This window comes from Streptomyces sp. TLI_55 (assembly GCF_900206255.1).
GTDB lineage: Bacteria > Actinomycetota > Actinomycetes > Streptomycetales > Streptomycetaceae > Streptomyces > Streptomyces aquilus.
In genome coordinates, this window is record NZ_OAOJ01000003.1 from 66,128 (window position 1) to 79,382 (window position 13,255).

Consider the following 13,255-nt stretch of genomic DNA (forward strand, 5'->3'; position numbering starts at 1 on the left):
TCCAACGTTCATGTGGCATGCGCCTGTTGGGCTGCCGTCGTCCCGTCATGCTCTGCCTTTGTCTCGACCACAGGCCCAGGAGCCGACGTTGGCCAGACGCACCACTGCCCGCGGGGTCATAGCCGCACTGACGGTCCTCGCCGCGACCGCCGGAGGGATCACCCTCGGTGCCCCCGCCTCCGCCGGCACCGCCCTGGCGGCGGAGAAGGTCTTCCAGTCCAACCGTTATGTCCCGCGGGCAGACCGGATCCGCAGCGCGGGGCCGGGCGGCTATCTGCATGCGCAGGAGGGTCGTTCCGGCTATCTGTGGACGTCGTACGCCACTGGTGCGACGAGCGAACTGGGCGACCTGCCCTCCCTGGAGATCCCCGGCTACCTGGGCTCGTCGTCCGACGTCGTCGCCGAGGTCGTCTCGCCCACCGAGAAGGTCGTCCTCAGGGACATGGCCGCCGGGACCAGCACGGGCGTCGCCCTCACCCACGGCACCTACCAGGCCACCTTCGGCAGCCACGTGCTGACCCAGGCCCGGGACGCCGAGGGCAACCGCACACCGTGGCTCTACGGTGCGGGCGCGCCGGTCGACGGCACCCCCGTCGAGGGATGGCCGAGTGGTATCACCTCCAACTTCACCGTCCTGGGCGGCGACAGCACCACCGCCGTCCTCAACTACGCGCAGCCGAACGGTGTGCAGCACCTGATGCTGGTCGACCTGGCCACCGCGAAGGTCACCGGCGACGTGGTGCTGAACGTCGTGCCGACCGGCGTCGCGCTGAGCGCGGACCGGCTGGTGTGGTGGTCTGGTCTCTGGTCCGCCCACGTCCTGGACCGCGCCGACCTGTCCGCCCCCGCAACGGCGCTGAAGCTGCCCGGTACGGAGGGCACCCCGTCCGTGGGTATCGCCGGGAACTGGCTGGTGGTGGCCCGTTCGGTGCCGGGGAGCCCGCAAGACTGGGTCGACAAGTCCGGCGAGCGGCTGATGGCCGTGCCCCTGGCGGGCGGTGACCCGGTCACCGTGTTGCGGCACGCGAACACCTCCCTCGTCACTGCGCCGGACGGCGGCCTGCTGGCCGTGGGCGGCAGCGACTCCGGCAGCTGGGCGGTGCGCCGGGTCGCCGACACGGGGTCGGCCGCCCCGGCGCTGACGGAACTGACCGCGGTACCGCCGGTCGCCGCGAGGATCGACCGGCTGTCGCTGCAGAACGGCATGCTGGCCACCGACGAGGCCGACGCTAGTTTCATGGGCGCGTACTTCACCCGGCCGATCGCCGCCGACGGCACGCCGGGCGCACCCACCTGGCAGGACTGGGACGGCTACAACGTGGGCCCGTACGCCACCGGGGACGGCAGGGCGGTGACCTTCACCGCCGACTCCGACCCCGCCAGTGGCTCGTACGTCCAGTCCGTGTTCAAGAACGACGCGGCTGGCTTCTTCCGGGTGCCCTCCGCCTCCGGGGCCCTCCTCGACGTCACTGGCCGTTACGCGATCGTCAACGGCTCCTCCCCGGCCAAGCAGTACATCGGCGACCTCGGCGTGTACTCCGACCTCCAGCCGATCGTGACCCGCTCGGTCACGGCCGCCTCCGTCTGGGGTACCAAGGTGTGGACGCCGGGCTCCGGGACAGGTGTCGTCACCGCGAAGGACCTCAAGACCGGCAAGGTCACCGACACGATCGCCACCGGCGCCCCGTGCGCGGCCAAGGAGCTGCAGACGGTGGGCCGTTGGATCTACTGGTCCTGCGGCCCGACCGCGAAGGCGGGGGTATGGGACCGTACGGCGAAGAAGAACATCGCCGTCCCCTCCGGCGAGGCCCTGCTGGGCGACGGCTTTGTTGTACGGCACGACACGGCGGCCGGCGCGCTCCTGCTCACCTCGTTCGCCGACGGCACCACAGCCACCCATAAGATCGGCGACCTCGCGGCCGGCGCCGCCAGCCGGCGCGGGGTGACCTGGACAGTCGACAAGTTTGGCGGACCCGTGGCCTACGTCGACGCCGACCGGCGCATCCACCTCGTGCCCAGCAATGTCGCCACGCAGGCCCTCGGAGTGATCGAGTCCCAGGTGGCGGGCAACAGCGGCGGCGAGGAGTGGTGGCAGTGGCGCGGGCTGCTCTCCAAGCCTGCCGCCTCCTGGAAGGCCACGCTCACCAGCAAGGCCACCGGCACGGTGGTCCGCACGCTGGCCGGCGGCGAGGTCTCGGGCAACCTGACCACGCGGTGGGACGACCGCGACGACAAGGGCGTGTACGTCCCCAACGGCACGTACACCTTCAAGCTGACGGCGCAGCCCGCCGACGGCTCGGGGCCCGCATTGTCGGTCACCAAGACGGTGCGCGTGTCCTACGGGGCAGCCGTGGGCCGCGACTTCACCAACTACGACACCTGGGCGCCCGACGGGATCGGCGACGTGATGACCCTCAGTTCGTCCGGTGTCATCAGCTACCGACCGGGCAACGGCACGGGAGGCCTCGGCAAGGCCATGCCCGCCTCGGGCTGGCCCTCTACCGTGACCCTGGTCCCCTTCGGCGACCTGAACGGCGACCGTCAGAACGACGTCCTCGTCCGCTTCAGCAGCGGTGAACTGAGGACGTACCGGACCTGGCGTGGACAGGCCTTCCTCACCGACACACCGCGCACCTCGCTCGGCACGGGCTGGAACCAGTACGACGTTCTGACCTCGCCGGGGGACGTGAACGGCGACGGGCGGCCCGACCTCATCGCCCGCAACAGCTCCACCGGCGCCGTGTACCTCTACAAGGGCACGAGCACGAGCAAGCTGTCGGCGCGTGTGAAGCTCTACGACAACTGGAAGACGTACAAGAAGATCGTGGGCGTCGGCGACTTCAACGGCGACGGCCGCGGAGACCTGTTGGCCCAGGACAAGTCGAACACCCTGTGGCGCTACGACGGGAACGGCACCGGCGGCTTCAAGGCGCGGGTAAAGCTCGCCACGAACTGGGGATCGTCGTACAACGTCATCGTCGGCGTCGGCGACATCACCGGCGACGGGAAGGCCGACATCATCTCCCGGGACACCTCGGGCGCGATCTGGCGCAACACGGGTAGCGGGAAGGGCTCGTTCGGGGCCCGTACGAAGATCGCGACCGGATGGCAGGGGTACAAGGGCATCTTCTGACCACACCTCAGCCAAGGCCCGACGCATCCCGGGCGGCCACCGTGCGGAGGCCGCGCGATGGCCGCCCGGTCAGACGCCGGCACACGTTGACCATGACCACATCGGTCGTGCAGTCCTCGGAGGCTGACGGACGACGCCGTACGGATGACGCGGACCAGCCCGTAGAGCGTCAAGTTAGGGTGCCCGGTGAAACGGTAGGGCGGCAGACGGCAGGAGTGCGGCCCGGCACAGCGAGCGTGGAGGCAGATGGTGTTCGGCAAGAACAAGCACGTCGACGAGCTTCCCGTCCCCGTCGTGCCCTGGGCCGACGCCTGGGAGTTCGCCATCGGGGACGAGGAGCGGCCGGCGACCGGCGGGCGCAAACGTCCCGTGCTCGGCGTCCGGGCCTTCCGAGTCCCGCACGGCGGCGGCATGCAGCGGGTCCACGCCCCCTGCGCCTTCTTTCCCCCGCAGGGGACCGCGAGCGATCTCCGCCTGTACGAGGACGTGGAGGGCCGGAGTCTGCTCTGCTCCGTCGACGGTCCCGAGGAGGTCGACGGCGCCCGCCGCTATGCCGTCCGCGACGGGCAGGGCCAGGTCGTCGGCGCGGTCCGCCGTATCCCCCCGCTCAAGCACGCGCTCAAGCCGACCTGGCGCATCGAACAGCCGGGGCACGCCGAGATCGTGAGCAGCGCGGAGTGGGCGAAGGGCGGGGTGACCGAGATGGTCCAGAAGGGCGCCGGGAAGTTCCTGCTGGGCGCCGTACAGGCCGTGGCCGACATGGGTTCGGAGGGCGGCGACCAGCCCGCCAAGTCACGCGTCCTGGAGTGGAAGGCCGACGGCGAGCTGGTGCTGACGTCGGACGCCCAGCATCGCTTCCTCGTCCGGGCGGGGTGGCTGGACCGCCGCCTGGTCTTCGCGTACGCGGTCCTTCTTACCTCTTGAACGGCAACGACAGAGTGGCTCCGTGTGACGCCGGACAGCGGATCCTTGTGGTTTTGGTTTTTGTCGAAGCCGTTCGTCCGCTGGGCTACAAACCGCCCCGCCTTCGTTCTGGACGCAGCGCACGGTGCCCCCAGCGGGACGGACAGCCTGCCTTCGGCCTCCCGCAGCACGACGACGGCGAGCGCCCGGGGTCCGCTGCCCTTGGGCAGCCGGTCAGGCTACGTCCCGGCCGCCCCCGGGCTGTCGCCGCTCGCGTTCTCGGGGCCCGGCCGGAGTGCTTGCCCGAGGTCGCTCAGTGAACGGCCGTGCGGGACGTCCTCGTTGTGTCCGTAGATGGCCTGCACGGCGGCGAGTGCCTGCTCGTAGGTGTCGGTGAGGGTGTCGATCGTCAGCTGCATGCCCTGCTCCTTCTCCGCGTCCGGCGCCCTGCCGGGGCCGGTGGCCGTCTCGGGATGTCCGAGCGGCGGCAGGCCAAGGACGGCGCGGCGGAAGGCGCCGGCGGCCGCGCGCGGTTCCTCTCCCGCCCCACTCCGTGCGGTACTCCGCATCAGGGATCTGACGGAAGCGGACCAGATGGTCGGCGACGTCCGTGACCTGCTCCGGGTCACGGACGACGGTGCGCAGCGGGGCGAGCGGCACGTAAAGGAGGACGTCGCGGGTGTTGAGGCCGGTGAGGGCGTAGAACCAGCCGCGGCGCTCCTGCCAGTGCAGGCGGATGCCGCTGCTGCGGTAGCTGGTACGGCTGGCGTCCCAGGTCAGCCACATGTAGGTGGTCAGGCCGCCGTGGTCGCGGGTGGTGCAGTCGGCCCGTACCGAACCGGGCGGGATACCGCGAGCGGCCAACGCGTCATCGACAGCGCGCACATATGGCCAGTGCGGCAGTCCCTCGGGGCGGGGTGAGCTGGTCGGCCACGCCCCTCTGGGTCAGGCGGTGCAGCTGGGGCTCAGGTGGGTCTGATTGTCGGGCCGGTCTCGGTGAGGGGGCCGTCTGTGAATAGACCGCCGGCCGTCGCTGATTACCTGGTGCGCTCGGTGCGGTCGTCGTACTGTTCGCGGGCGGTGACGACTTCTTCGATGTGGAGCACGGACCACTCCGTGAGCGCCTTCAGCGGTTCGCGTAGCGTCTGGCCGAGTGCGGTCAGCTCATACTCCACGTGCGGTGGCACCTCTGGGTAGACGGTTCGGCTGACCAGCCCGTCGCGTTCGAGGGTGCGCAGTGTCTGGGTGAGCATCTTCTCGCTCACGCCCGCCAGCGCCTGCCGGAGATGACTGAACCGGGAGGTCCCGTTCCGGCCGAGTTCGCCCAGCACGAGGACCGCCCATTTGCTGCCGATCTGGTCGAGCAGGTCCCGCGACGGGCAGCCGCGCTCGTACGGATCGAATGACGGCATGGGCCCGATCACTTTCTCGACAGCAGCCATACGGCTCACCTCAATGCTTTCGCTGCGGTAAGTACCCTACCAGGAAGTGGCTACTCCCCAAAAGAGAGTGTGCAGGTCATTCTGTGTTTCATCCCGCGGCGGACGGACCGCGGCGGGCGTGCGAGGCACGCGCGGAAGGAAGGAATGACCATCATGCCGATCGTCGTCACCGGAGCCACCGGCCAGCTGGGCAGGCTCACCGTCGAGGCACTGCTGCGGCGCGGGATCCCGGCCGCGGACATCATCGCGACCGGCCGGGACATAGCCGGGATCAAGGATCTGGCCGACCGAGGCATCACGGTACGCCGCGCCGACTTCGCGGACACCGACGGCCTGGCCGAGGCATTCGCGGGGGCGGACAGGCTGCTGCTGATCTCGGCCTCGGTCCCCGTGGGCGAGCGGGTCGCCAACCACCGCCGCGTGATCGACGCCGCGGCGTCCGCGGGGGTGTCGCTGGTGGCGTACACGAGCACGACGCACGCGGACGCGGCCACCACCGTCATCGGTGCCACGCACCGCGAGACCGAGGGGTATCTGCGGGACCGCGGAATCCCCAGCGTGCTGCTGCGCAACGGCTGGTACCTGGAGAACTACACCAGCCAACTGTCGCAGATCCTGCAGAACGGCGCGGTCGTCGGCGCCGCAGGCGACGGGCGGATCAGCGCCGCGTCCCGCGCCGACTACGCCGAGGCCGCAGCGGTTGTCCTCACCGGCGAAGGCCACACCGGCGCCGTGTACGAGCTCGGCGGGGACGAATCCTTCACCCTGACCGAGCTCGCCGCCGCGATCTCCTCTGCGGCCGGAAAGCAGGTTTCCTACGCTGACCTTCCGGTGGCCGAATTCGCCCAGGTACTGGCCTCCGTGGGCCTGCCCGCCGAGCTGGCGGAGGTCCTCGCTGACGCTGACCGCGGTATGAAGCGCGGCGAGATGTACACCGACTCCGGCGACTTGCGCCGCCTTATCGGCCGCCCGCCCGTGACCCTGGCCGAGGCAGTCACGGCCGCCCTGCGTTGATGAGGTTGCACTCGTGATGTGACCGGGTTGCTCAGGTGGGTCCGATTGCCAGGCCGGTCTCGGCGAGGCCGGGGCCGGGGCCGCAGATAGTAGATGGTCACCAGTCCTGGGCCTCGGCGAACCTTTGCAGGTCGGCGGCCTTGTGGACGTTGAGGATGCCCGTCTGTTGCGCCAGCGCGGCAGACGGGGCGTCGAGGTCTGAGGTCGGTGCGTCGCTCAAGGGAGAGGCGTGTGCGGGTGTCACGGCCAAGGCGAGTGATGACGACGTTCCTTCACCTCAGCGGTCAGTTGACGGCGGCCCCGCCAGCGTCTGGGAGTTCGGGGCACATGGTGCCGAGGAACGGTTCGCCGGGCGAGAACGATTCCGGTGCCCCTTGTAACGTTCGACGCCGCGGCCGCACTGAGGAGTATGAGCGATGACGACCTGCTTGCACTGTTCCTCAACCGCACGCTGAAGACGAGCCCGGAGCGCAGCCACACGCAGGGCCTCGTCGACGACGCAGGCAAGCGCACCCACACCTACGCCTACGGCCCGACGGGCCTGCCCCGAGGGACCACCACGGAGGCAGCCCCCCCAGCCGTTCCGTTACAGCGGCGCCTACCTCGACCCGACGGGCCTGTACAAGATGGGCGCCCGCTACTACGACCCCCAGCTGGGCCGCTTCACCCAACCCGACCCCTCCGGACAGGAAACCAACCCCTACCTCTACACAGGCGGCGACCCGATCAACCGGACCGACCCAAATGGTCTGCTCAGCCCGACCGGGGTGGCCGACGCCCTCGGGCCGATCGGTGACCTCGCCACCGGCACCTGGCACCTGGTTCAAGGGGCCGGGCCAGCAGGGCCCTCTGGGGCGACGTCGCCGGAGCGTTGGCGGGTGGGGTCACCGCCGCAATCTGCGGAAGCGCCGTATCGGCGGCGGCTCCGGCAACGCTTGGGGGATGGCTCGATGCGGCAGCCGGATGCTACGACATCTCATGGAGCGCCGGCCAGATAGCGTCGAACGCTGTCGGCGGCTAAACCACCACGCGGGCCGGACGTGTGTCCGGCCCGCGTGCCGTCACTTGGGAGGAATCGTGCCTCGAGTCGGATGGACCGTTGAACAGCGAGCAGCGGTCAAGCGCTACATGCTGTTCGCCACCATTTTCGTCGTCCTCGGCGTGGCCTTCTCTGTCTTTCTCATAGTCTCCGGCGTAAAGGGGGGCTGGGTACTCCTGGGGATGCTCGTGTGCATTTACGCAGCTGGCCGACTGTTTGTCGGCAACATCAAGCGAAACCAGCCATAGCTCAGGTCTCCGGCAGCGAATCCGGTCCGCCTGCGCAGAAAGCCGGAGTGGATGGGGTGTCTGGCGAGACGATGCCCCGGCTGCCGTGACCTCAACCCGTTCCATGGAAGGGATGTGCCGCTGCTGCACGACGTCGCCTGACGACCTTGTGCAAGTACCGCGAAGCGACGGTCAGCCACGATTCTCTCGGCGCGCCTGCTTCGCCTACGAGGGCCTTCGGCTGTCAGGAACCTTCGCTACTGACTCGTCTCAGTGAAGTTTGACCGTTCTCACTGAAGTTTGACGGGTCGCTGCCCTACGTTCGCGGCTGTTGGGCTTGCGAGGGGCGGGACGACGGTGGCCACACCTGCACGAGCATTCGGTGACGAGGCGCTTTCGGCGTTTGAGCTGGACTTTCTGAGGTCTGCGGAGCGTCATAGGTTGCCGTTGGGCAAGGCCTGGGACGTGCGCTTCGAGAGGTTGAGTGGGTACGTCCGTTCCGCTGGACGAAGGGCGGGGAGAGCTTCGCAGGCTGGTACTGGGCGGTGACGATGGTCGGTCACGTGGGCTACGAGTCGTGGCTCGAGCGGGATCGCCGAGGCGCAGTTCCACCTACGCGACGTTCGAGGGCAGGCTGCCTCACCATCCATGACCCTCGCCATCCTCTTTCACCCGCAGATCGTCACCCTCACTGGGCTCCTGGCCAACGCGGAGTGGATCCGGAGAGCCAGACAGTCCGGACACATCGGCTGGCTGGCTGAAGAGGTCACCCGCCGATACGTCCTGGGCGGCTACGCGCCCGAGGAGACCGACCCGCTCGTCCAATCGGTCAAGGCCCACTTGTTGCACCACAGGTTCGTGGCCGCCTACGGCTACAAGTTCTACGACGTCTTCTTCCCCGAGGAAACCGTCCGGCTCCCTCCGCCACCGCGCGCCCTCGCCAAGCCTTGACCTGTGATGACTCAGGCCGGATGCAGCACAGCCATGGCGATCTCACGCACGCGGTCCTGCGTGATCCCGGTGCGCTGTTCGACGGCGAGCGGGTGGTCGGTGGGCTCCAGCTCGATGAAGGGGCGCTTGCCGACCGGTCGCGTGTGGGCGTTGGTCTTCAGGTTGGTAGTGCCCTCGGAATAGAGCGCGAGCTCGGTGCTGAGCCAGCCGAAGTACGGCCTCTCGGCCTCGCGGCCCTCCGTGTTCCACACCTCAAGAGCACGGGCGAAATTGTCCTTGCTCAGAGAGACCCAGACACCCCAGGAGAACACGTCCTGGCCGCCGATCACAGGTATCTCGATCAACCCCCTGATGAAGAAGTGCTGGCCCTTGATCACGCACTGGTCGGACGACAGCATGCTGTCCGGATCACTCTCGAAGCTGGGATCCCAGACGTCCGGGGCCATGGTCGAGTAGCTCATGGGGAGCTCTGCATGGTGGTCGCCGCAGCATGAGCACGTGAAACCGAGATCGTTAGACATGGCGCGAGCCTAGCGAGCACCCGCACAGGGGTTTCCCCGGGCCGTCCAACAGCCGCTGGTGGCACGCTGCCGCCATCATCCAGACCCGGCTCGCCGGTCCCGTCTGGTGAAACTTCGATGAGACGAACAGGCCGGTCGTCAATCTTCAGTGAGACCGGTGCATCTTCGCTGAGACAGGTCAGCTACTCGTGACGCAGAGATGGTCTTGCGCTCCCGCTGGCCACCGATGCTTGTTGTCCGCGGACAACAAGCATCGGTGGCCAGCAGCGCGGCCTTGAGCACGGCCAGGGCCCAGGCGAAGTACACGAGGCCAGCGATAGCAGCCTCCCCTACGAGTGCCATGGCCCAATAGATGCCGCGATTCAGCTTGTCGTTTAACCAAAGGCGTTCGGCGGGGACGCGACAACGGTGACCTGTGCGGTCCAGGACCCGGGTTCCCGGGGCGGATCCCAGGTCACGTCGACGCGCGCTTCGTGGAAGTCGTGCGCGAGTCCCACCACCATGGCCGCTGCGGCGGCCTGTGCCTCGGCTGGGCGGCGTTGACCGGAACGTCGGTGAGGCGCCCGCAGTGCATCCCGCCGTCCTCGGTAAGGAGACTGTGGCGCCAGCCTTCCGGCGTCGCGAGCAGGATGATGTCCTTCGGCATGCCGATGGGAGATCGTCTCTTTTTCTCCCGCTTCCGTCTCGCCATGGAGCCATTCAACCTGGTCGGCTTCCTGCCGTTTCAGGCGGGCGGGACTTCAGGTGCCCCGCGGCGGGGCTTGGTGCCGACTTTGTGGTGGGCGGGACGGCTGAACGCCTCGCCGGTGGCGAGGACTCGCCCGACGTCGTGCCGGGTGGCCGGTCGCTGGTTCTTTGAGCCTGACGGCCTTCCTGGTCCGGGCGTTGATGGTTTCGGTGCACCAGCCGGGGAGCCGGTCTTCGCGTGCAGGTTCCTGAACACTCTGCGGACGCGGGCGGGCGTGAGCCTGTTCGGCTCGGTCGGCTTCTCCCAGGGCCTGCGGAGGTCGGTGGCCAGCGGTCGGGCGAGTCGGAGCTGGGCATAGGCAACGATCACGAGCCAGGTCCACCGGTCGGCCGCTTCCGAGCTGCGGAGTCGGGGCTACCCCAGCCACAGCACCGCCGCCCACCCCAGCCGGACGGCACGCTCTGCCCGCAACGCGCCTCGACACCGGACCAGGACACGGCTGTGCCCGCCAAGACGGGGGAGCCTGGCGGGCACCCGGCCAGTCTGGCACTCAAGCGCCCGCCGCGCGCGGCGAACCAGCTCCTTCTCCCACCCCAGCCGCCGGGAATTCATCCCTACCAGCGGCAGGACACCTGGGAACACGCGGATCGATGATGCGACTTACCCACCCAGGAGAGTGAGCCAAGAACCGAAGCCCGCACGTGAGGCGGCCCGCTGCCGCTACGAAGATCCCGGACCTGTTGGTGATCTTCGAGAGGAATCCCGCCCCGTGCGTCTTGCCCGCACCGCCGCCGCGGCCGTCTGCACCCTCACCGCTCTGCTCACCCCCAGCACCGCGCACGCTGCTCCCGGCGACAGCATCCCCGTACCCGTCCGCGACGCGCTGGCCGCCCTCACCGTCCAGGACGAAGACCGCACCGGCTATGAACGCACCAAGTTCCGCCACTGGATCGACGCCGACCGAGGGGGCTGCAGCACCCGCGCGGAAGTGCTCCTCGAAGAAGCCGTCACCGCCCCCGAAAAGGGCCCGCGCTGTGGACCAGCATGACATCGGCCACGAGGATTTCCTCATGTACCGCCAGTTACGGACGTGACGTTCACTGACCACCCTGGGTGGGTGCCGACCCAGGCGAGTCTGTTTCGGGTCTAGGCTCGGAAGGCCTTCCGGAGGAGTTCGCCAAACTTCGCGGGGTGCGTGGTCAGGCCGGTGTGCCCGCCGGGGAAGTGCCAGAGTTCCGTGCTGAGGCGCTCGGCCAGGAAAGCGGCCGGGCGGTAGGGCAGTTCGCCGCGTGAGTCCTCGCCGCCGGCGAGTACGAGCCGGTCCGACAGTTCCTCCAGCCGTTGGATGTCCGGGGCGTAGGACATGAAGCCGGGCACAATGCGCCCAACAAAGTAGGGCAGGTTGGCCATCGTCCGCTCAATCCGCGCCGCGGCCTGCGGCGGAAGCTTGATCCCGGCCTTCGGCTCGGTGGTGTCGCCGTCCTTCTTCAGACCCTCAGCGAACACGGCCATCGCCGGCATGAGCCCCTCTGCGTGGAGCGTTGCCTGTACGCGAGCAACGAGCGCGCGATGTTCGGACGCGTCCGGAAGGACCTCCACGACCGGCGGCTCGTGCGCCACGAGACGGTCGATGCGTTCGGGATGGGCGGTGAGCAGGTGCAGGGCGGCGATCGCGCCCGAGCTGGAACCGAAAACGCGCGCGGGCTCACCGGGCGACAGCAGTTCCAGCATCCGGAACGCGTCATCGGCGTGCTCGGCCACTCGCTGTTCGGCCTCGGGGTCGTCCAGCGTGCTTCGGGACATGCCGCGCGGGTCGTAGGCCGCGACGGTGTATTCGGCGGCCAGGTCGTCGGCGATGCCGTCGAAGGAGGCCGCGTCGCCTGCCCCTCCGGGGATCAGCAGCAGGAGCGGGCCCTGGCCGCGCACTTCGTAGTGCAGGGTCGCGCCGTTCACGCGCAGGCTGCCGATGGTCGGGTCGGTCATGCGGAGTCTCTTTCTCGGGACAGGGGCCAGTGCTCCAGGAGGGTGTGGAGGGCGTCGAGGGCGCGGACCCAGGACTGTTGCGGCGAACGCTCGTGCGCGAACCCACCCGCGGCCTCCAAGGCGACGAAGCCGTGGAACGTGCTGCGCAGCAACCGGACCGCGTCGGTGAGGTCGGGCTCGGTGAGTCCGTAGCCGCGCAGCATGCCGTAGGTCAGCTCGACCGCACGCCGTGGTCCGGGCGCTTTTGCGGCCAGTTCAGGGTCGATCTGGATCGGGGTCTGCGTCGCTGTGTAGCGGCCGGGATGCGTGTGGGCGTACTCCCGCCAGGCGTTGGCGAACGCGACCAGCGCGTCCTTACCCGCCCGCCCGGAGGTCGCCTCCGCGATACGAATGGTCTTCTCGTCCGCAGCCAGGAGCGCGATCCGTCCGCGCAGATCCTCCAGGCCACGGACGTGCGTGTAGAGGCTGGCATCCTTCACGCCGAGCCGCCGCGCCACCTGCGACATGGTCACTTGGTCGAGCCCGACCTCATCCGCCAGCTCGGCGCCCGCGATCGTCACCCGTTGCGCCGTCAGCCCCGCCCGCGGCATTCACCCTCCCCATGATCCTAGGGGCTCTAGTTTTAACCTAGGGTCCCTAGGAAAGCAAGTAGGAAGGGGGGTGGCTCACGCCGGTACTGCGGTTGCGGACATACCCGAGTCCGTGCCCGGTGCATAGCCTGCCGGCCCCTGTTCAGCCACGAGGACGGGCAAACGCAGCCCGGACTGCACGCAGGCACAGACCGGGCCCAACGACGCGTTCCCCTTTACGGATGGCCTGGCATGCCGCCGCAGCATGCGACGGTCTGGGTCTGGCCGGTACCGGCGTCGACGAGCGGCGCCACCGCGAGTGCCGCCACCAGGGCCACGAACAAGCCGAGCACGGCTTTACGCACGGTCTCCTCCCTCCAAGTAGATGTCGAACCCGGTACCGCTGAACGCGGCACCCCCTCACACTCCGACTGCAGCAGCCCAGGTTGCACGCCAACCGTGTCCCTTCCATGCAGCGCCCCGGCGTCCCCCGAATCACACCCCAGACGCGATCAAGCCTGCCGTCGACACCGCCCGTTCACGCGGGCTGGGACAAGAGCATCGCTGCGGCCCGCCAACTCCACCCCCGCGAGGGGCACCAGCGCGTACCGCGCCAGCACCCGCGAGGACGTCGACAGGAAGCCGCCGGGGCTGGGGTCGTTCAGCACCGACACCCGCCACCATGCCAACAGAGTCAGCCCCGAACGACGCGCAGCCTTGGAGTCGTCGGGAAGGCGCTGGTAGACGGCTGAGGCGGCGGGGGACGCGCGTACCGGGTTCACTCG

The 13,255-nt window shown here is 68.9% G+C and carries 14 protein-coding genes and 2 pseudogenes; 6 read left to right on the forward strand and 10 right to left on the reverse strand.

Annotation, left to right across the window (positions count from 1 at the left end):
• The first annotated feature begins 88 nt into the window (after positions 1–88).
• A complete protein-coding gene (locus tag CRP56_RS45255; RefSeq protein WP_101924623.1) occupies positions 89–3,133 on the forward strand; it encodes an FG-GAP-like repeat-containing protein in 3,045 nt (1,014 codons plus the stop codon).
• A gap of 246 nt (positions 3,134–3,379) precedes the next feature.
• The gene (locus CRP56_RS45260; RefSeq protein WP_097275913.1) at positions 3,380–4,057 is read left to right on the forward strand and encodes a hypothetical protein; all 678 of its coding nucleotides are present in this window, start codon (positions 3,380–3,382) and stop codon (positions 4,055–4,057) included.
• Between the two features lie 218 nt (positions 4,058–4,275).
• Here CRP56_RS45260 and CRP56_RS47360 read toward each other — a convergent pair whose 3' ends face one another.
• The 3 genes and pseudogenes from CRP56_RS47360 to CRP56_RS45270 form a co-directional block, all read right to left on the reverse strand.
• The gene (locus CRP56_RS47360) at positions 4,276–4,605 is read right to left on the reverse strand and encodes a hypothetical protein (protein WP_143665028.1); all 330 of its coding nucleotides are present in this window, start codon (positions 4,603–4,605) and stop codon (positions 4,276–4,278) included.
• Between the two features lie 43 nt (positions 4,606–4,648).
• Positions 4,649–4,921 (reverse strand): annotated as a pseudogene (locus CRP56_RS49440) (DUF6292 family protein); the annotation flags it as partial.
• Between the two features lie 152 nt (positions 4,922–5,073).
• The gene (locus CRP56_RS45270) at positions 5,074–5,478 is read right to left on the reverse strand and encodes a winged helix-turn-helix transcriptional regulator (RefSeq protein WP_097275917.1); all 405 of its coding nucleotides are present in this window, start codon (positions 5,476–5,478) and stop codon (positions 5,074–5,076) included.
• 144 nt (positions 5,479–5,622) lie between these two features.
• On the opposite strand from CRP56_RS45270, the gene CRP56_RS45275 reads away from it, so the two are divergent.
• The gene (locus CRP56_RS45275) at positions 5,623–6,492 is read left to right on the forward strand and encodes an SDR family oxidoreductase (RefSeq protein WP_097275919.1); all 870 of its coding nucleotides are present in this window, start codon (positions 5,623–5,625) and stop codon (positions 6,490–6,492) included.
• A 97-nt stretch (positions 6,493–6,589) separates the two neighbouring features.
• Here the strand turns inward: CRP56_RS45275 and CRP56_RS48935 are convergent, their stop codons facing one another.
• A complete protein-coding gene (locus tag CRP56_RS48935; RefSeq protein WP_257042384.1) occupies positions 6,590–6,712 on the reverse strand; it encodes a hypothetical protein in 123 nt (40 codons plus the stop codon).
• Between the two features lie 406 nt (positions 6,713–7,118).
• On the opposite strand from CRP56_RS48935, the gene CRP56_RS48940 reads away from it, so the two are divergent.
• Positions 7,119–7,490: an RHS repeat-associated core domain-containing protein gene (locus tag CRP56_RS48940; RefSeq protein ID WP_373559793.1), complete on the forward strand. Its 372-nt coding sequence runs from the start codon at positions 7,119–7,121 to the stop codon at positions 7,488–7,490.
• Positions 7,491–8,406: 916 nt separating this feature from the next.
• Positions 8,407–8,709: a hypothetical protein gene (locus CRP56_RS47365; RefSeq protein ID WP_143665029.1), complete on the forward strand. Its 303-nt coding sequence runs from the start codon at positions 8,407–8,409 to the stop codon at positions 8,707–8,709.
• Positions 8,710–8,720: 11 nt separating this feature from the next.
• Here CRP56_RS47365 and CRP56_RS45295 read toward each other — a convergent pair whose 3' ends face one another.
• Positions 8,721–9,230 (reverse strand): DUF2199 domain-containing protein, encoded by a 510-nt coding sequence (locus CRP56_RS45295; RefSeq protein WP_097275925.1) that lies wholly within the window; start codon positions 9,228–9,230, stop codon positions 8,721–8,723.
• A 724-nt stretch (positions 9,231–9,954) separates the two neighbouring features.
• Positions 9,955–10,332, reverse strand: a pseudogene (locus CRP56_RS49195) (NF041680 family putative transposase); the annotation flags it as partial.
• A 355-nt stretch (positions 10,333–10,687) separates the two neighbouring features.
• On the opposite strand from CRP56_RS49195, the gene CRP56_RS48110 reads away from it, so the two are divergent.
• Positions 10,688–10,966, forward strand: a complete 279-nt coding sequence (locus tag CRP56_RS48110; RefSeq protein ID WP_373559794.1) for a hypothetical protein — start codon at positions 10,688–10,690, stop codon at positions 10,964–10,966.
• A 98-nt stretch (positions 10,967–11,064) separates the two neighbouring features.
• Here CRP56_RS48110 and CRP56_RS45315 read toward each other — a convergent pair whose 3' ends face one another.
• The 4 genes from CRP56_RS45315 to CRP56_RS47370 form a co-directional block, all read right to left on the reverse strand.
• Positions 11,065–11,901, reverse strand: coding sequence for an alpha/beta fold hydrolase (locus tag CRP56_RS45315; RefSeq protein ID WP_097275929.1), 837 nt, complete (start codon positions 11,899–11,901; stop codon positions 11,065–11,067).
• Complete coding sequence (locus CRP56_RS45320) at positions 11,898–12,491, reverse strand: TetR/AcrR family transcriptional regulator (RefSeq protein WP_097275931.1); 594 nt, start codon at positions 12,489–12,491, stop codon at positions 11,898–11,900. The genes CRP56_RS45315 and CRP56_RS45320 overlap by 4 nt, the downstream gene beginning before the upstream one ends.
• 215 nt (positions 12,492–12,706) lie before the next feature.
• Complete coding sequence (locus tag CRP56_RS48945) at positions 12,707–12,835, reverse strand: hypothetical protein (RefSeq protein ID WP_257042385.1); 129 nt, start codon at positions 12,833–12,835, stop codon at positions 12,707–12,709.
• A 147-nt stretch (positions 12,836–12,982) separates the two neighbouring features.
• Positions 12,983–13,252: a hypothetical protein gene (locus CRP56_RS47370; protein WP_143665030.1), complete on the reverse strand. Its 270-nt coding sequence runs from the start codon at positions 13,250–13,252 to the stop codon at positions 12,983–12,985.
• Positions 13,253–13,255 lie beyond the last annotated feature (3 nt).